This is a genomic window from Caenimonas terrae, assembly GCF_042655405.1.
GTDB lineage: Bacteria > Pseudomonadota > Gammaproteobacteria > Burkholderiales > Burkholderiaceae_C > Ramlibacter > Ramlibacter terrae_A.
Map to the genome: position 1 here is coordinate 56,611 of NZ_JBHSMF010000006.1, position 17,888 is coordinate 74,498.

A 17,888-nucleotide genomic window follows, 5' to 3' on the forward strand; every position below is an offset into this window, starting at 1 on the left:
CTGCCCCAGGCACAGAATGCATCAAGTCCCCCCTGCCCTGCAGCTGCCCGTCCAGGGCCGCCACGACGATGAACTGCGCGACAACGCACGTCCGCCGGGCTGGACCAATCCGCGGCCGCGCCCGCACTATCACCTGGTCGTCGTCGGTTCCGGCCCGGCCGGACTGGCGGCCGCACGCAGCGCCGCCGCCCTTGGCGCCCGGGTCGCGCTGGTCGAATCCCACCTGCTCGGCGGCGACAGCCTCAACTACGGCAGCGTGCCATCCAAGACCCTGATCCGGACGGCGCGGCTGTACGCCGACATGCGCAACGCCCCCAACTTCGGGGCCCGTTGCCCGGACAACATCCAGGTCGACTTCGCCATGGCGATGGAGCGGGTGCGCCGCATCCGCAGCCGCATCAGCCGGCGCGAATCGGCCGCCCGGCTCGGCGCCGCCGGCATCGACCTGTTCTTCGGCACCGGCCGCTTCACCGGCGGCGACACGCTCGATGTCGACGGCAGCCGGCTGCGCTTCGGCAAGGCGCTGATCGCCACCGGGTCCCGGTCCATGGTGGCGACCATTCCCGGTCTGGCCGAAGCGGGCTACCTCACCAACGAGACGGTGTTCGACCTGACGACAATGCCCGCCAGCCTGCTGGTCATCGGCGGCGGCCCGGTCGGCTGCGAGCTGGCACAGGCGTTCGGCCGGCTCGGCTGCCGTACCGTCATCGCCCACGACGAGCCGCTGTTCCTGCCGAGGGAGGAACGCGACGCGGCCCAGATGGTGTCCGACGCGCTGGCCCGCGACGGCGTCGAGGTTCACCTCAACACCAGCGCCGTCAGCGTGCGCGTCGCGCAGGGGCGCAAGTGCATCCAGACGGTCAACGACGGCAACGTGGCCGAGATCCAGGTCGAGCAGATCCTGACCGGCATCGGCCGCGTGCCGGCGGTTGCGGGGCTGGGCCTGGAGGCAGCCGGCGTCGCCTTCGATGCCGCCAAAGGGATCGAGGTGGACGACTTCCTGCGCACCACCAACCGTCGCATCTACGCGGCCGGCGACGTCTGCCTGGAGCACCAGTTCACCGACAGCGCCGCCGCATCGGCTCGCATCGTGGTGCACAACGCGCTGCTGTCCGGGCGCCAGCGGCTCAGTGCGCTCACCATTCCGTGGTGCACATACACCGACCCGGAGATCGCTCACGTGGGCATCTACGTGCGCGAGGCCCGCGACCGCGGCATCCCGGTCAAGACCTTCACGGTGCCGATGCACGACGTCGACCGCGCGATCGCGGACGGCGAGGAAGACGGCTTCGTCAAGCTGCATGTGCGCGAAGGCAGCGACCGGATCCTGGGTGCGACGGTGGTGGCGCGCCACGCCGGCGAGATGATCAACGGCATTTCTCTGGCGATGGTGGCCGGCGTCGGCCTGGACACCGTCGCCCGGGTGATCCACGCCTATCCGACCCAGGCCGAAGCAATCAGGACGGCAGCAATCAACTGCGCGCGCTCGCGGCGCCTGCCGCTGCTGGACTGGCTGCGCCGCGCATGGTTCGGTGGATCGCTACGTCGCTGAGCTGGCTATCGATGATCCGGCCGGCGAGGTGCACCGAGGCACCATGCCGCGGGTCCCATGCTCGAGGTGGATCACAGCGATGCCGCGCCGGCGCAAGACGTCGGCGATCAGCGGACGACGACAGTGCCACCAGGGAACCTCGGGGCACGTCGGCGTGGTGACGCTGCAGCGGTGCGTGTGGCCCCTGTAGCCGGTGTCGCGCGTGTGGACCTTGACGACCTGCCCGGTCACGTGGCCCGCCTCGGAGTTCCATCGCACATGGTGCCCGACCTTGAATTCACTTGCCGTGGGCGGCTCGCGACCGGGCCAGGAGCGCGCGTGCGCGCAGCAGCACGTTCTCGACCGTGAATCCGTATTCGCGCAGCACGACGTCGGCGGGCGCCGAGGCGCCGAAACGCTCGACCCCGAGCACCTCACCAGCGCTGCCGACATAGCGGTGCCAGCCCTGGGGCACGCCCATCTCGACCACCAGCCGGGCCGGCACGTCCGGCGGCAGGACCTGGTCGCGGTAGCTTTGGGCCTGCGCATCGAACAGATCCCAGCTTGGCATCGACACGCAGCGTACCGCGACGCCCTCGACCTCCAGCTGCTGCGCGGCGCCAAGCACCAGGCCGACCTCGGATCCGCTGGCAATCAGGATCAGTTCAGGTCGACCGGCTTTCGCGTCACTCAGCACATAGGCACCACGGCGCAGGCCGCCGGCGGCGGCGTAGCGCGCGCGATCGAGCGTCGCGACGTCCTGGCGGGTGAGCGCCAGCAGCACCGGCCGGTCGCGGGTTTCGATGGCCACCTTCCATGCCACCGCCGTCTCGTTGGCATCGGCCGGACGCAGCAGCGTGAGATTGGGAATGGCGCGCAGGCTGGCCAGCTGCTCCACCGGCTGGTGGGTCGGGCCGTCCTCGCCAAGCGCGATGCTGTCATGGGTGAAGACATGCACGACATGCAGCTTCGCCAGCGCCGCCAGGCGGATGGCAGGTCGCATGTAGTCGGAGAAGATCAGGAAGGTGGCCCCGTACGGAATGAATCCGCCGTGGGCGGCCAGTCCGTTGACGATCGCGCCCATCGCGTGCTCGCGCACGCCGAAATGGATGTTGCGCCCGCCGGGGCTCCAACCGCCGCCATCGGCACCCTGCGTGTCCTCGCCGGGCGTCGCCGGCGGGTTGAAGTCCCCCAGATTCTTCAGCGCGGTCTTGGTCGACGGATCAAGGTCGGCCGAGCCGCCGCTGAGCGCCGGCAGCTTCGCGGCAAAGGCGTTCATCACCTTGCCCGACGCCACGCGGGTGGCCATGCCGGCGGCGTCGGCGGGAAATGACGGAATCTCCGCATCCCACCCGGCCGGCAGCTCGCCGCGCAGCCGGCCCCGTAGCTGTGCAGCCTGGTCGGGAAACGCCTGCGCGTAGGCGAGCATGCGCGCGTCCCACGCCGCTTCGTCGCGCAGGCCCCGCGCAAGCGCCTCGCGCATGTGCGCGAGCGCCGCATCCGGCACCAGGAACGGCGGTTCGGCCGGCCAGCCCAGACGCTCCTTGGTCAGCTGCACTTCCTGCGGGCCCAGCGGGGACCCGTGGGCTTCGAAGCTGTCGTGCTTGTTCGGCGAGCCGTAGCCCAGATGGGATCGCACCAGGATCAGGGAAGGCCTTGCCGTCTCCCCGCACGCGGCCTCGATCGCCTGCGCGATCGCCTCGACGTCGTTGCCGTCGGCAACGGACGCGACGTGCCAGTTGTACGCCGCAAAGCGGGCGGCACGATCCTCCGTGAACGTGATGTCGGTGCCGGCCGACAAGGTCACGTGGTTGTCGTCATACAGGCAGATCAGCTTGCCCAGCTTCAGGTGCCCTGCCAGCGAAGCGGCCTCCGAGGCCACGCCTTCCATCAGGTCGCCGTCGCTGACGATGACGTAGGTGCGGTGGTCGATGATCTCGTGGCCCGGGCGGTTGTAGCGCGCCGCCAGCTGCGCCTCGGCGATCGCCATGCCGACCGCATTGGCGAAGCCCTGCCCGAGCGGACCGGTGGTGACTTCGACGCCGGGAGTGTGACCGCGCTCTGGATGACCGGGCGCCCGGCTGCCCCACTGGCGGAAGTTCTTGATGTCGTCCAGCGACAGGTCATAGCCGCTGAGGTACAGCAGGCTGTAAAGCAGCATCGACCCGTGTCCCGCGGAAAGAACGAAGCGGTCGCGATCGGGCCAGTCCGGGTTGCGCGGATTGGACTTGAGCTGCCGGGTCCACAATGCATAGGCCATCGGCGCCGCGCCCAGCGGCATGCCCGGATGTCCGCTGTTGGCCTGCTGCACCGCATCCACGGACAGGAAGCGAATCGTGTCGATGCACAGTTGATCGAGCGCTTTTGGATTGGTCACGTCCCATTGTTCCACGTGACGTGCCCACCGTGGCTCGACAACACGAACTTAGGGACCGCTGCCGATCAGTGCGAAAGATCGCCTCCAACCGCTGCGTGGTTGGCGGGATACTCTCCAGCGCGGCGGATTGAAATCGCTTGCCGCGTGCGACGTTCATTGAGGCGGCGCCCCGCATGTGCATGTGCGCCTACGACCCTTGACCACGCGTGAAGCGGACGCCCCGCCGGGATATGACAGGTCCCACCACGGCGACCCCGTGGGCTCCATCGTTCTAGGTGCGCTGGGGGGCGCCTTGGTCGGCCAGGCTGCGAACGCCAATATCTGGCCCACCCACGGGACGCGGCCGCGTTGCTGGTCCGCCGCCTGCTCCTGGCGGAACTTGTCGGCGCGTTCCCGTTCTGGCATCGCCCGCTGCGAAGGAGGCGTGGCCCCAGTGGCATGCTGATGTTGCGCCTATGGCCGTGACACGAAGCCAATCGCTTACGGGCACGACTTCTGCACCGTTTCCTGCCATGCAATCCGCTCCCAGGACGCTCGATCTAGCGCTTCTTGATCCGCTTTCACTTGCCGAACAGGTAAGCCACGTGCTGCCACGCCCGCAGCATCAGCCCCGCGCGCTCCACATCGGCCTGTGCAACCAGCGGCGCCTCACCCACCGGCTTGCCGTTGGAGGTCGCGACGACCTTGCCGATCACGGCACCCTTGGCCAGGGGCGCCTGCAGGTCCGGATTGATCTGCGCCGAGGTCTGCACTTGCTGGCCGCGCGGCACGGTCAGGGACCACGGCGAACCCAGGCCAGCGGCGACAGTGTCTGCCTTGCCGAACTTCACCTTGGCCGTCGCCACAGCCGCGTTCGCCTGGATCGGAGTGGCCTTTTCGAAGTTGCCGAACCCCCACCCGAGCAGCGTGCGCGTCTCGTCGGCGCGCGCCTGCGCGCTATGGGTGTTGAGGATGACCGTGATGAGGCGCATGCCGTTGCGCTTGGAGGAAGCGACCAGGCAGTAGCCGGCTTCCTCGGTGTGGCCCGTCTTCAGGCCGTCCACCGTGGGGTCGGTGTAGAGCAGCGCATTGCGGTTGCCCTGCTTGATGTTGTTGTACTTGAACTCGCGCTCGGCATAGATCGGGTAGAAATCGGCGCTGTCGTGGATGATCGCGCGCGCCAGGATGGCGAGGTCGCGCGCCGACGCCTTGTGCGCCGGGTCGGGCAGGCCGGTGGCATTGACGAAGTGCGTGTGCGTCATCCCCAGGCGCTGGGCTTCGGCGTTCATCAGCTTGGCAAAGCCCTCTTCCGAGCCGGCCATGTGCTCGGCGATCGCCTTGGACGCGTCGTTGCCCGACTGGATGATGATGCCGCGCAGCAGGTCGATCACCGTGGCCTGGCCGTTGAGCGGCAGGTACATGCACGACTCGGTGCTCGAGCCGCGGCACCAGGCGTTCTGGCTGGTCGTCACCAGCTCGTCCTTCTTGAGCTTGCCGGAGCGAAGGGCCTGTTCCACCAGGAAGCTGGTCATCATCTTGGTCAGCGATGCCGGCGGCAGCGGTTCGTCCGGATTGGCCGAGGCGAGGACCTGCCCCGAGTCGAAGTCCATCAGCAGCCAGGCCTTGGCAGGCAGCGCCGGCGCGCCGCCGGCCACGGCCGTCTGTCCAGGAGTTGGCTCTGCGGCAGGGGCCGCGGCCGCGGGCTTCTTGTGCGCGGCGGGTGCGGCGTGCCTGGAGGCCGCGAGGGTCACAGAGGCGGGCGCCAGGGCGCCGGCGGCGATTGCGAAGACGAGGGGGAGGATGGAGAGATTTTTGGAATGCATGGCGTTCAGTGAGAGATCGCACATTGTGGCGGATCGCGCGCCGATCCCGGTGCCCTCCCCGGATGCGCGCACGCTGGCACGCCAACGCATCGGCCCGGCGGACAACGGGGTCAATCGCTTGCTTGCTTTCTCGACTGCAAACGCGCACATCGCTGGCTCCAATCACCGGGAGCATCAGCGGACGGTCTAGCGGGCTGCCGGGAGTACCCCGGACGGCAGCGCCTCGACACGCTGATGCCCCCCTCGATCGGGCCCGGCGGCGTCGACCGCTGGCTTTGGCGAGGTCGGGGAAGTCAATAAAATCAAGGGGTTAGCTGAACTTCTGGCCAACCCCGTTTGTATTGGTAGGCGCGCGCAGTAGCCGCCGGACTTGAGGGGGATCCCATCCGCAAGGACTGCAGGCGGAGCAGACAGCTGTAAGGTAACCGCGTGCTTGCCCTGCTCAACCGCACGTAACTCAGTACACAGATGGAACTGCATCGCTCCCGAGTTCCTCCATACAGATTGAGCAAGGTCACTTGGTGCTTGATCTCTTTATGCTGAATGCCAAGCAACGCTGCGACGCAAGAACCTCAGCACGATCGACCTCCACTGCGTATTACTTCCGAAGATCATTTTTCCAATGCGAGACCTAAGTCGAAGACAGATTCTCGCGGCAGCGACCGGCGCAACGCTCCTCGGGACAATCCAGCCCGGGGTCGGAGCGGTCGCTCGTACGTTGCAGGACAAGGGGATCGAGGGAGTCACGCCGAAGGACTATGGCGCGGCTGCAGACGGCGTCACCGTGGACGTGGTTGCCATCCGCAAGGCGTTCGCCGCATCCAAGACCGTCAGGTTCTCCCAGGGCACCTACAACTTCGGGGACATCGGTGCAAACGGGGTGTTGGTCGACCTAACGGCGCTGGGCCCGGGCATTACGATGATTGTGGATGCTGGGGCGGAATTCCTCTGCAACACCACGGACAACACGCTCACGGCGTTCTTCCTGCTGGAGTCCAACAGCCACTTCACGGTCAAAGGCACGGCCAGTTTCCGCGATACGGGCTACAACGGGCTATCGACCCCCATCCGGGGTGCGGTCGGATTCTTGCTGACGAATCACACCGCCCACAACTGGGGTGACGTCAACATCGAGGCGATTCATGGCCACCGCATCGTCGCGCCGCTCTTGATCAACGGCACGGTGTCGGCGGCCGACCGCGTCCGCGACATTGTGGTTGGTCATATCGTTGCCGACGATTGCTACTACGGCTTCAATGCGCAGAACCAGGGCGACAGGGTCGGCATCGGCAAGATCAGCGCTTACCGCTGCTACCGCCCGTATTTTGTCTACGGCGTGACTGCGCACGAGGTCGAGGTGGTCAACCGCGCCCCCCGTAGCAACAGTGGGGCAGTGAACATCTCACGCAGCGACGGCGGCCTTCCGACTCGGGGCATCCGCGTCCGCTATTCCGAACGCGAGAACGTGGTCCTGACGACCACTGCACACGTTCTGATCAACCACATCGGCCCATCGCTGGGAGAGATCTCCGGTATCCATGTGACATACGACATCGAGGACCTCGCCGGCGCCGCGCCTCCGGTGAAAATCGTGACCTACACCGCACCGGGGGGTGTGGAGACAAACGCATTGCTGGCTAACGTGGTCGATGACGTACACATCAGCGGCAAGTGTGTCGGCAGGAACGGCGCCGTCACCTGCACCGCCAACTACACGGCCAAGGGCCGGCTGCACTGGGGCGGCGGCCCGGGCTCCTCCTACGACGGCACGATCCCGAAGCAGTTCAGAATCGACGACAACTATGCGCCGGCGTGAACTGCACGACCGGCGCATGGATCTGGGGAGATTTCACAAAGTCGGATTCAAGCTGTAAAAGCGGCGCACATGCGCCGTCGCCAGCCGCACAGTGCTGGCTTTCACGGTACGCGCAGGGGGGTGTTGTTCCACTATTGACATACGTGGCATGTGCCGCAGTGACGGCGAGTATCGCGCATGCCCCGTGCTATAAAAAGCGGCATGGAAACGATCGTCGACACCACCAATAGCATGAATCGCTCAGCGGCCGACTTCCTCGCGGGGGCGATCAAGGACCTCGGGGGGAAAGAAACAGGGGCCAAGGTGCTCGATTTCGGCTGCGGGAACGGCGGCCTCGTGAGCTCGTTGCTCGACCGGGGCTTTGACGCATTCGGCTGCGACCTCGACAACAAGTTCTGGAACGGCAACGATGTGACCGGCCACTGGCAGGCGCATGCCTTGACGGATCCGGCACGCCTGGGCGCTATCCAGGCCAGGCCCTACCGCCTGCCGTTCGCCGACGGCACGTTCGACGTGGTGGTCAGCACCAGCGTGCTGGAGCATGCGCAAAACAAGGAGGAGATATTCACCGAGATTCACCGCGTTCTGAAACCTGGCGGCTGCTCAATCCACATCCTGCCATCGAAGTGGTATTTGCCGCTGGAGCCGCACATCTTTGTGCCGCTGCTCAATTTCCTCTGGCCGCATTGTCCGAGTTGGTGGTTCAAGCTCTGGGCCTTTTTAGGCGTGAAGGTGCCTGGGCAGCCCGGCACCTGGCGCGACATCGCGCGCTGGAATGAGTGGTACTTCAGGACGGGCCTGAGCTACTGGACGCCCGGCGCGCTGCGGCAGTTGAGCCGCCGCGTGTTCGGCAACTACTCGGCGCCGAGGACCTATTTCATGCAGGCGAGCGAGGGCAAGGCTTCAGCCATCGGGCGGCGTTTCCCTTCGAGATGACCGTCCAGCCCGGCAATTGCCGCGGCGCCACACGCGGAAGTCCGGTTCAGTACGAGATTCCAGAGAACCCGGGATAACACTGAGTCGTGCGCGCAATAGCGTATCGGCGCCGGTCCACCCCGTCCATGCGCGTGGACACGCGCTTCATCTCATTTGACCGTCGTCGCGATGCGCGAGACCACCCAGTCCAACATCCCTCGAGGAGACACCCCATGACCCTGCAAACCAAACTCCCGCGACATCCTGATGTGGATGCTGTCCAACAAGATGATGCCGGCGGTCGGCGCGCTGGTTCCGATCTACGTGATGGCGCAGACCGCCGGCCTGCTCGATTCGCTCACCGCCCCGATCGTCGTGTTCACGCTGTCGAACCTGCGATCATGGTGTGGATGCTGTATTCGGGCTTCAAGGACATCCACAGCCCCGGCACGGCTACTCGCGCAGGCGCAGCACGACGTGTCCGACGGCGTGGCCCGCCTCCACCATCTCGTGGGCCTCTGCGATCTGCTCCAGCGGATAGGAGGCGGCGATGGTGTGCCGCAGCGCATCGGCTGCCAGCAGCGCGGCCAGGTCGCGCAGGGCGGCTGCGCGTTCCGCCGCAAGCAGGTCGTAGACCAGGAAGAACAGGAGATCGTGCGAGCCCCACAGCATGGTGCGGAAGTCGATCGGCAGGTCGCCGCGCTGGTTGGACCCGTAGCAGACGAAGCGGCCGTGCGGCCTGAGCAGGCCCTGCGACAGCAGCGGCGCCGTGCCCGAGAAATCCATGTCGATGACCGCGTCGACGCCGCCACCCCCGGTGATCTCCTTCACGCGGTCGGCCACCGGCTCGCGCTTGTAGTCGATGACGTGCGCAGCGCCCGCGGCCAGCGCATGATCGCGCCGTGCCGGCGAGCCTGCCGTGCCGATGACGATGGCGCCCATGCGGGCCGCGATCTGGGTGACGTAGTGCCCGACCGCGCTGCCGGCTCCCGTCACCAGGAGCGTGCGGCCGCCGAGGTCGCCGGCGCGGCGAAGGGCGTGGATGGCGGTCAGTGCCGGGATGCCCAGGCATGCGCCGGCCTCGAAGCCGACTTGCGCAGGCAGCGCCACGGCCTGCTCCTGGGGCAGGACGATGTAGTCCGCCGCCGTGCCCAGGTCCCGGTTCCATTGCCCGTTCCACAGCCAGACGCGTTCGCCCAGCCGTCCGCGGTCGACGCCGGGCCCGGCCTCGACGATGATGCCGGCGCCGTCGCTGTGCGGCACGATGAAGCCGGACGCCACCGGCCGGCCGGCGCGCGACTTCACGTCGGAGGGATTGACGCCCGATGCATGCACCTGGACCACCACCTCGCCGGCGGCCGGCGCCGGCACCGGAATGTCGCCCAGGACGAGGACGTCGCGCGCCGCGCCGTTGCGGGTGTACCAGGCAGCTCTCATGGCGGGCCCCCTCCCGGGGCGAATGGCAGTTGCGAAGCGGCGATTGTGCGCCAGCGCCGGCCTCATCGTTCGCAATTCGGAAACGTCGCGTTTCGCTTGCCGTCGCGTGCCGCCGGGAGCCGCTTCCCATAATCGCCCGATGCGTTCCTGCCCCCCGCGGCCGTTCAGCGTCGCGGCCTGCTACTCCATCGACGACCTGCGGCGCCTCGCCCGCCACCGCCTGCCCCGCAGCATCTTCGACTTCTACGACGGAGGCGCGGAGGACGAATCGACGCTGCAGGAGAACCGCGCCGCCTTCGGCCGGCACCGCCTCGCCCCGCGCGCGCTGGTGGACGTGGCCGCGGCATCCACCGCCGCCTCGCTGTTCGGGCAGCCGCTGGGCCTGCCGATGGCGGTCGGGCCCACCGGTGCGCTGGCCTTCGGCTGGCGCGATGCCGACCTGCACCTGGCCCGCGCCGCCGCCAGCCATGGCATCCCGTTCACCCTGTCCAGCAGCGGCACGGCCTCGATCGAGGCGGTGGCCAAGGCCTCTTCCGGCCGCCTGTGGTTCCAGGCCTATGTGCTGCGCAACCGGGACTTCTTCTGGAAGATGATCGAGCGGGCCGACCATGCCGGCTTCGAGGCGCTGGTCATCACCGTGGACCTGCCCGTGGGCGGCAAGCGCGAGCGCGATTTCCACAACCAGTTCTCGGTCCCCTTCCGGATCACCCGGCGCAACGCGCTGGACTTCGCCAGGCACCCGCGCTGGACCCTGGACCTGCTGCGCCGCGGCATCCCGGTCTTCGAGAACCTGCGGGGACTGGAGCTGGCGGCCCTCAGCGCGACCGAGATCGCCTCGTCGGTCGGCCGCAGCTACGACCCGGCCTTCGACTGGGATCGCCTGGCCGAGGTGCGCGCGCGCTGGCCGCGCAAGCTGATCGTCAAGGGCATCAGCCGCGGCGACGACGCGCGCCGGCTGGTCGGCCTGGGCTGCGACGCCATCGTGGTGTCCAACCACGGCGGCCGCCAGCTCGATGGCGCCGTCGCGACGCTCGACGCCCTGCCCGAGGTGGTGCAGGCGGTCGCCGGCCGCCTGCCCGTGCTGCTGGACGGCGGCATCCGGCGCGGCACCGACGTCGCCAAGGCGCTGGCCCTGGGCGCGACCGCCGTGCTGCTGGGTCGCGCCACGCTGTTCGGCGTGGCGGCCGGCGGCGCTGCCGGCGCCATGAAGGCGCTGGACATCCTGCGCGACGAATTCCTGCGCACGCTGCAGCTGTGCGGCGCCGCCAGCCCGCAGGGCCTGACCGCCGACCTGCTGCGCCACCGATTCACACCCAAGGAGACATCGACATGAACTTCACCCGACGCGCGGCCCTCGCCGCCGCCATGGCCGCGGCCGCACTGGCCGCCTCCGGCGCGCACGCGCAGGACTTCCCGAAGCAGCCGATCAAGTTCGTGGTCGGCTATGCCCCGGGCGGCCCGACCGACGTCATCGCCCGCATCGTCGGCAAGGAAGTGGGCGAGACGCTGGGCCAGCCGGTGATCGTGGAGAACCGCGCCGGCGCCAACGGCAACATCGCGACCGAAGCGGTGGCGCGCGCGCCGGCCGACGGCTACACGATCATCGTCAACACGCTGTCGCACAACGTCAATCCGCTGATGAACCCCGGCATCGCCAAGTACGACCCGGTCAAGGACTTCAGCCCGGTCAGCCTGGCGGTGGTGCTGCCGCAGTTGCTGGTCGTTCCCTACGACTCGCCCTACAAGACGCTGGCCGACCTGGTGAAGGCGGCCAAGGCCGATCCCGGCAAGCTGAGCTTCGGCTCGGCGGGCAACGGCGGCTCCGCCCACCTGGCAGCCGAACTGCTGGCCCACCGCTCGGGCACGAAGATGATGCACGTGCCCTTCAAGGGCAACGGCCCGGCCCTGACCGAAGTGATGTCCGGCCGCGTGACCTTCATGTTCTATCCGATGATCGGCGTGGGCAGCTACGTGGCGGACAAGAAGCTGCGCATCCTGGGCGTCACCACCGAGAAGCGCCATCCCGACTACCCCGATGCGCCCACCATGGCGGAAGCCGGCTATCCCGGTTTCGAAGCCTATGTCGGCCCGGTCGGCTTTCTCGCCCCCGCCGGCACGCCGGCGCCGGTGATCGACAAGCTCAGCGCCGCGATCCGCGCGGCCCTGGCCAAGCCCGAGGTGCGCGAGCGGCTGCGCGGCCTGGGCGCAGTGGTCGCCGGCTCGACGCCGGCCGAATACCGCGAATGGCTCAAGGGCGACGCCCAGCGCTGGAGCCAGCTGATCAAGGCCGCGAACCTCAGGATCGAGTGACGCGCTTGCGGCGTGCCGGCGGCTCGGCCGGCGCCGCCGCTGGCGCCGGTTGCGACCAGGATGGCGGCTTGGCCGCCCATTCCTTGAGGAACTCCAGCAGCGCCCGCACGCGCACCGGCATGTTGCGGCGGGTGGAGAACACGGCGTAGATGTCCAGCTCCTGGGGCGTCTCCTGCGGCAGCACCACCTGCAGCGCGCCGCTGCGCAGCTCCTCGGACACCATGTAGTACGGATGCACGGCGATGCCGGCGCCGATCAGGGCGGCCTTCTTCAGGGCCTCGCCGATGTTGGAGCGCACCGTCCCCCTCACCCGCACGTCCTGCGGCGGGTCGCCGGCAAAGCGCCAGGAGCCGCCCGCCGACTTGATGGTGTGGACCAGGCAGTTGTGCCGCGGCAGGTCCCCGATCGCCCTGGGCACGCCCGCGCGCGCCAGGTAGTCCGGCGACGCCACCAGCACCTGCGGCGCCTTCATCAGCAGGTAGGCGATGTACGACGCGTCCTGCAGCTGGGGCGCGATCCGGATCGACAGGTCCAGCGCCTCCGCCAGCAGGTCGGTGCGGCCGTCGTCGAGCACCACCGTGACCTCGATGTCCGGGTAGCGCTGCGTGAAGCGCGCCACCACCGGCATCAGATGGTGGATGCCGAAGGCCGGCGGCGTGCCGACCCGGATGCTGCCGCGCGGCAGATTCACCGAGTCGCGCACATCGGCTGCCAGCCGCTCGTAGCGCTCCAGCAGGTCCTGCGCCCCTTCCAGCACCCGCGCACCGGCTTCGGTCAGCGTCACCTGCTTGCTGCTGCGATGGAGCAGCTGCGACCCGACCGAACTCTCGAGCCAGGCCACGTGCTTGGTCACCGTCGAGTTCGACAGCTGCAGCTGCCATGCCGCGCGCACGAAGCTGCGGCAGCGGGCGACTTCGGAAAAGATCTGGAGGCAGCGCAGTCGGTCCATTGAGGTTTCTATTTTGGAAACGACACATTATCGGATGGGCCGCTCCCGCGGCGCGCCCGCTGCCTAAACTCGACCCATGAACGAACCCGCAGCCACCGCCGAGGACGTCGTCCTGCTGACGCAAGGACTCAACGCCTTCTTCAACCACCTCGACGAGCGGCGCTACGGCGAGCTGGCCGCGATGTTCCTGCCCGCGGGCCGCTGGCTGCGCCAGGGCCGGTGGCTGGAAGGCCACGCCGCGATCGCCGCCGCCCTGAACGGCCGGCCGGCCACCACGCGCGTGCGCCACATCGTTTCCAACGTGGTCGTCGCCCGGCGCGGCGCGGACGAAGCCGACGTCCAGGCCTACCTCACGGCTTACCGGCGCCTGGAGAACCAGGCGCCGGCCCTCTTTTCCATCAACCTGGTGGGCAACGTGTTCCGCCGCCAGGCCGGCCGCTGGCTGCTGGCCGAGCAGCAGCTCGTGCGCGAGTTTGAATTCGAGGCAGCATGAGCACCGCCGCCGCATTCGTGCAACGCACGCCCGCCATGAAGACCATCGTGCGCGAAGGCGCGGTGGACGCGCTCGCTGGCGAACTGGGCCTGCTGCGCGCGCAGCGCGTGCTGCTGGTGTGCGGCGCCAGCGTGCGCCGCTCGCCGCTGCACGCACGGGTGATGCTGCAGCTGCAGGGACTGGACGTGCTGCAGGCCGACGACGTGCCGGCGCACTCCTCGGTGGACCTGGTCGAGCGCCTGGCCCGCCAGTGCGCGGAGCGCGGCATCGAGGCCGTGGTGGCCGTGGGCGGCGGCAGCAGCTCCGACACCGCCAAGGCCGTCGCGCTGCTGCTGGCCGAGGGCGGACGGCTGGCCGACCACGCGAGCCGGTTCACCCCGCCCGCGCAGCTGCACATTCCCCTGCTGTCCAAGCCGAAGATCCCCATCGTCACGATTCCCTGCACCGCCTCGGGCGCCGAAGTCACGCCCAGCCTGGGCATCCGCGACGCCGACGGCAGGAAGCTGCTGTTCACCGACCCGCAGCTTGCCAGCCGCGTGGTGCTGCTGGATGCCAGGGCCAACCTGGACGTGCCGGCCGCGCTGATGCTGTCCACCGGCATGAACGGCCTGGCCCACTGCATCGAGGGCCTCTATTCGAAGGAGCGCTCGCCGCTGGCCGAACTGCTGGCGATCGATGCGATGCAGCGCTTCGCCCGGGCGCTGCCCGCCGTGCATGCCGCGCCCGCCGACGTGGCGGCGCGCGGCGAGTTGCTGTATGCCGCGCACCTCTCCGGCCTGGTGCTGGTGAACGCGCGCACCTGCCTGCATCACGCGGTCTGCCACGCCATCGGGTCGGTGACCGGGGCGCCGCACGGCGAGGCGAACGCGGCCCTGCTGCCGCACGCGCTGCGCTTCAACCGCGAGGCCGTGGGACCCGCACTGGCGCAGGCGTCGGCGGCCCTCGGAGGGCGTGACGTCATCGAATGGCTCGAGGAACTCACGCGCAGCCTGGGCGTGCCGCGGCGGTTGCGCGACATCGGCGTTGCGCAGCATGACCTGGAGCGGATCGCCAACAAGACGATGGGCGAACGCGGCCTGTATTTCAATCCTCGCCCGGTGCACGACGCCGGCGAAATCCTCGGCCTGCTGCAGCAGGCGTACTGAACCGATCGGAGAACGACTCATGCAATTGCGGATCATTCCCAGCGGCGCCACGCTGGGCGCGCGGGTGGAAGGCCTGGACCTCTCGCAACCCCTGGACGACGAGACCTTCCAGGCCCTGTTGCAGGCCCTGGGCCGCCACGGCGTGCTCAAGTACCCGAAGCAGGAGCTGAGCGCGCAGCAGCTGCGCGACTTCGCGGCGCGCTTCGGCGAGCTGGAGATCAACGTCGCCAACGCCTACCAGGAGCCGGGGCTGCCCGAAGTGATGATCCTGTCGAACATGGTGCAGGACGGCAAGCCGCTGGGCCTGGCCGACGCCGGGCAGGACTGGCACACCGACATGTCCTACAGCCGCATGATCGCCTTCACCAACGTCCTGTACGGCCTGACCATCCCGCGCCGCGACGGCAAGACGCTGGGCAACACCGAGTTCTGCAACATGCACGCGGCCTACGACGGACTGCCGCACGAATGGAAGACGCGCCTGGAGGGGATGACCGTCATGCACGACTTCAACAAGTTCTGGGACATGATGCGGCGCGAGCGCGGCAGCACGCGCCCGCCGCTGACCGATGCGCAGCGCGCCGCCAAGCCGCCGGTCTCGCACCCCATCTTCCTGACCCATCCGATCACGGGCAAGCGCGTGCTGTATGCGAATCCGGGCTACTCGGTGCGCATCAACGAAATGTCGCAACAGGACAGCGACGAGGCGCTCGCCTTCCTGTTCGCGCACCAGACCGCTGCGCAGTTCCGCTACGCCAACCAGTGGGAAGAGAAGGACCTGCTGATGTGGGACAACATGGGCACCATCCACAACGCGGTTGCCGACTACCTGCCGCAGGAGCACCGCTTCATCAAGCGCTGCCAGGTGGCGGCCACACGTTTCTTCCACGCCGACGGCACGCCGCGCCAGCGCGCCGCGGCCACCGCCTGAGGCCGCGATGAGATTCGTCTGCTACGAATCCGCCACCGGCGGTCGCGCCACCGGCGTCCTGCAGGACGGCAATGTGGTCGACGTCAGCGATCTGCTGGCCGCGATGGCGCCGGATGCCGCGGCGCGGGAAGCGCTGGCCAGCCGCGGCATCGAACCGGCGACCGGCGGCCTGATGCGCTGGCTGCAGGCCGGTGACGCGGCCCGCCGGCAGGCGGCGCAGCTGATCCGCGACCGTGCCGCCTCCGGCGACGGTGCCGCGCGCCTGCCCTTGTCGGGCCTGCGCCTGCAGCCACCGGTGGCCCGGCCGGGCAAGATCGTCGGCGTGGGCCGCAACTACGCCGACCATGCCAAGGAAACGGGCGTCGCCCCGTTCGAGAAGCCCCGGATCATCTTCAAGGTCTCTTCCTCGATCGCGGCGCCGGGCGCCACGGTGCCCAAGCCGCAGTCCGTCAAGAAGATGGATTTCGAAGGCGAGCTGGCGGTCGTGATGGGCCGCTTCGCCACCCGCGTGAGCGCCGACGAGGCGCTCGACTACGTCGGCGGCTACACGCTGCTGAACGACCTGAGCGCGCGCGAGTTCCAGTTCGACATCAGCCCGCCGCAGACGACCTTCGCCAAGAGCATGGACGGCTTCTGCCCGATGGGCCCGGCGCTGGTGACCCCGGAGAGCCTGCGCGACCCGCAGCTGCTGCACCTGCGCACAGTCGTCAACGGTGTGGTGGTCCAGGACGCCACCACGGCGGACATGCTGTTTCCGGTCGCCACCCTGATCAGCTACGTGAGCCAGTACATGACGCTGGAGCCCGGCGACGTGCTGGCCACCGGCACGCCCGCGGGCATCGGCGCCTTCCGCACGCCGCCGTCCTGGCTGGGCGCCGGCGACCGCATCGAGATCAGCATCGACGAGATCGGGACGCTGCTGACGATCGTCGGCTGACGCGTCCCGGTGGCGCGCGCCTGTGCGCCTGCGCCGACCCCGGCCGGTCAAGGCTTGATGCGCTTCCAGCTGAACGGACCGAACGCGTCGGCGCCGTTGGGCGCATCGGCGGCGGGGTCGATCGTCAGCTTGAGCCATTCCAGCGGCATGGTGCTCCCGTGCACTGTCACCCGGCGGAAGTTGGCGACGTTGTAGACGCCCGGCTGGTTCAGGGAAGGGTCGGCGTTGCCGTAGCTGGCGGCCACCGTGGCGCTGGTGCAAGGCACGGCGGCAGCGCCCGGGGACGGCTCAAGCACGCACTGCGCGCCCGTCGCCAGCGGGTTGTCGGACCGGTAGATGTGGCTGTCGCCATTGAACAGCAGCACCGGTTTGCCGAAGGCGCGGGTGTTGGCTGCGATGGCGTCGATGAACTGCCGGTACTGCGCGATGTGGCCGGCCGCGGCGCCATCGAGACTCCACATGTCGGCCTGCAGCTGGATCACCACCGCGCGGTCGCCGCTGGAGACGGCGCGCCTGAACGCGGTGTCCAGCCAGCGCCTGTCGGCGTCGGTGCGGCCCGCCACCTCCGCCGCCTGCGCGGCGCTCATCGCCGGCGTGCCGTACCAGGGGTCGGTGTCGTTGTTGGATCCGCCCGGCATGTTCAGGGTCACGAACAGCACGCCGGACTGCTCCCACCACACATTTTCGGCAAAGGACTTGTCGGCCGGGAAGGCGGGATCGGATTCGAGCGCCTGCGAATGCACGTCCATGCTGCCGCCGCCGCCGGCCTTGCCGGGAGCGGCAAAGAAGATCGACCGCACCAGCTGCAGGTTGGCGGCCGGGTCGCCATTCGCGTAGTCGACCGGGACGCCCTTCGCGTCGAGCACGTAGCTGACGGTGCCGGTCGCGGCACTGTAGCTGCCGCCGCCCTCGCCTGCCTTGTGGCAGTCCGTCCACTCGTTGTCGCCGGGCGTGTAGACCATCGGCATCCGGAAGGACTTCCACAGGCCGAAGATCGCCCGGTCGTAGGCCTCGGTGCAATATTCCTTGCCGGAATGGATGTCGCCGACGTGCATCACCAGCGACAGATCGGCGTCCTGGTTGATGGCATTGATGAACGCGGGAGTGGCCAGGAACTCCGCCGTGTCGGTGGGCGAGGTGCCATAGGGCGTGTCGCCGATGACGGCGACCGAGGTCCTGGGGTCGGAACCGCCGCCGCCGCACCCGGCGAGCAGGCAGGCGGTGGCAAGAAGAAGCAACAAGGCG

At 68.6% G+C, this 17,888-nt stretch carries 15 protein-coding genes and 1 pseudogene; 10 read left to right on the plus strand and 6 right to left on the minus strand.

Annotated features, from left to right (window positions below):
• Positions 1 to 16 precede the first annotated feature (16 nt).
• Positions 17 to 1,552, plus strand: a complete 1,536-nt coding sequence (locus ACFPOE_RS07125; RefSeq protein WP_376849327.1) for a mercuric reductase — start codon at positions 17 to 19, stop codon at positions 1,550 to 1,552.
• Here ACFPOE_RS07125 and ACFPOE_RS07130 read toward each other — a convergent pair.
• The 3 genes from ACFPOE_RS07130 to ACFPOE_RS07140 form a co-directional block, all read right to left on the minus strand.
• Positions 1,541 to 1,810: a hypervirulence associated TUDOR domain-containing protein gene (locus ACFPOE_RS07130; RefSeq protein ID WP_376849328.1), complete on the minus strand. Its 270-nt coding sequence runs from the start codon at positions 1,808 to 1,810 to the stop codon at positions 1,541 to 1,543. The two genes, ACFPOE_RS07125 and ACFPOE_RS07130, sit on opposite strands and share 12 nt — an antisense overlap.
• Positions 1,811 to 1,829: 19 nt before the next feature.
• Positions 1,830 to 3,908, minus strand: coding sequence for a transketolase (tkt, locus tag ACFPOE_RS07135; protein WP_376850615.1), 2,079 nt, complete (start codon positions 3,906 to 3,908; stop codon positions 1,830 to 1,832).
• 560 nt (positions 3,909 to 4,468) lie between these two features.
• On the minus strand, positions 4,469 to 5,860 hold the full coding sequence (locus ACFPOE_RS07140; RefSeq protein WP_465251309.1) for a D-alanyl-D-alanine carboxypeptidase family protein: 1,392 nt from the start codon (positions 5,858 to 5,860) through the stop codon (positions 4,469 to 4,471).
• A 568-nt stretch (positions 5,861 to 6,428) separates the two neighbouring features.
• Here ACFPOE_RS07140 and ACFPOE_RS07145 point away from each other — a divergent pair.
• The 3 genes and pseudogenes from ACFPOE_RS07145 to ACFPOE_RS07155 form a co-directional block, all read left to right on the plus strand.
• Positions 6,429 to 7,526 carry a hypothetical protein gene (locus ACFPOE_RS07145; RefSeq protein ID WP_376849330.1) on the plus strand — a complete coding sequence of 366 codons (1,098 nt, stop codon included), beginning with the start codon at positions 6,429 to 6,431 and terminating at the stop codon, positions 7,524 to 7,526.
• Positions 7,527 to 7,727: 201 nt separating this feature from the next.
• On the plus strand, positions 7,728 to 8,462 hold the full coding sequence (locus tag ACFPOE_RS07150) for a class I SAM-dependent methyltransferase (protein WP_376849331.1): 735 nt from the start codon (positions 7,728 to 7,730) through the stop codon (positions 8,460 to 8,462).
• 231 nt (positions 8,463 to 8,693) lie between these two features.
• A pseudogene (locus ACFPOE_RS07155) lies at positions 8,694 to 8,878 on the plus strand (carbohydrate ABC transporter permease); the annotation flags it as partial.
• A 16-nt stretch (positions 8,879 to 8,894) separates the two neighbouring features.
• On the opposite strand, the gene ACFPOE_RS07160 reads toward ACFPOE_RS07155, so the two are convergent.
• Positions 8,895 to 9,878, minus strand: a complete 984-nt coding sequence (locus ACFPOE_RS07160; protein WP_376849332.1) for an NADPH:quinone reductase — start codon at positions 9,876 to 9,878, stop codon at positions 8,895 to 8,897.
• 139 nt (positions 9,879 to 10,017) lie between these two features.
• Here ACFPOE_RS07160 and ACFPOE_RS07165 point away from each other — a divergent pair, with 139 nt between their 5' ends.
• Together ACFPOE_RS07165 and ACFPOE_RS07170 are read left to right on the plus strand one after the other, a co-directional pair.
• Positions 10,018 to 11,211 carry an alpha-hydroxy acid oxidase gene (locus tag ACFPOE_RS07165; RefSeq protein ID WP_376849334.1) on the plus strand — a complete coding sequence of 398 codons (1,194 nt, stop codon included), beginning with the start codon at positions 10,018 to 10,020 and terminating at the stop codon, positions 11,209 to 11,211.
• A complete protein-coding gene (locus tag ACFPOE_RS07170) occupies positions 11,208 to 12,188 on the plus strand; it encodes a Bug family tripartite tricarboxylate transporter substrate binding protein (RefSeq protein ID WP_376849335.1) in 981 nt (326 codons plus the stop codon). Before ACFPOE_RS07165 ends, ACFPOE_RS07170 begins: the two co-directional genes overlap by 4 nt.
• Here the strand turns inward: ACFPOE_RS07170 and ACFPOE_RS07175 are convergent.
• Positions 12,175 to 13,137 (minus strand): LysR family transcriptional regulator, encoded by a 963-nt coding sequence (locus ACFPOE_RS07175; protein WP_376849337.1) that lies wholly within the window; start codon positions 13,135 to 13,137, stop codon positions 12,175 to 12,177. The genes ACFPOE_RS07170 and ACFPOE_RS07175 overlap by 14 nt on opposite strands.
• A gap of 76 nt (positions 13,138 to 13,213) precedes the next feature.
• Between ACFPOE_RS07175 and ACFPOE_RS07180 the strand changes: the two genes are divergently transcribed.
• The 4 genes from ACFPOE_RS07180 to ACFPOE_RS07195 are packed head-to-tail and all read left to right on the plus strand — an operon-like array spanning position 13,214 to position 16,643.
• Entirely contained in the window at positions 13,214 to 13,630 is a 417-nt protein-coding gene (locus ACFPOE_RS07180) for a nuclear transport factor 2 family protein (protein ID WP_376849338.1), read from the plus strand.
• Complete coding sequence (locus ACFPOE_RS07185; RefSeq protein WP_376849339.1) at positions 13,627 to 14,775, plus strand: iron-containing alcohol dehydrogenase family protein; 1,149 nt, start codon at positions 13,627 to 13,629, stop codon at positions 14,773 to 14,775. Before ACFPOE_RS07180 ends, ACFPOE_RS07185 begins: the two co-directional genes overlap by 4 nt.
• Before the next feature lie 19 nt (positions 14,776 to 14,794).
• Positions 14,795 to 15,706, plus strand: coding sequence for a TauD/TfdA dioxygenase family protein (locus ACFPOE_RS07190; RefSeq protein WP_376849340.1), 912 nt, complete (start codon positions 14,795 to 14,797; stop codon positions 15,704 to 15,706).
• A 7-nt stretch (positions 15,707 to 15,713) separates the two neighbouring features.
• Positions 15,714 to 16,643, plus strand: a complete 930-nt coding sequence (locus tag ACFPOE_RS07195; RefSeq protein WP_376849342.1) for a fumarylacetoacetate hydrolase family protein — start codon at positions 15,714 to 15,716, stop codon at positions 16,641 to 16,643.
• Positions 16,644 to 16,690: 47 nt separating this feature from the next.
• Here ACFPOE_RS07195 and ACFPOE_RS07200 read toward each other — a convergent pair whose 3' ends face one another.
• On the minus strand, positions 16,691 to 17,884 hold the full coding sequence (locus ACFPOE_RS07200) for a hypothetical protein (protein ID WP_376849343.1): 1,194 nt from the start codon (positions 17,882 to 17,884) through the stop codon (positions 16,691 to 16,693).
• Between the last annotated feature and the right edge of the window lie 4 nt (positions 17,885 to 17,888).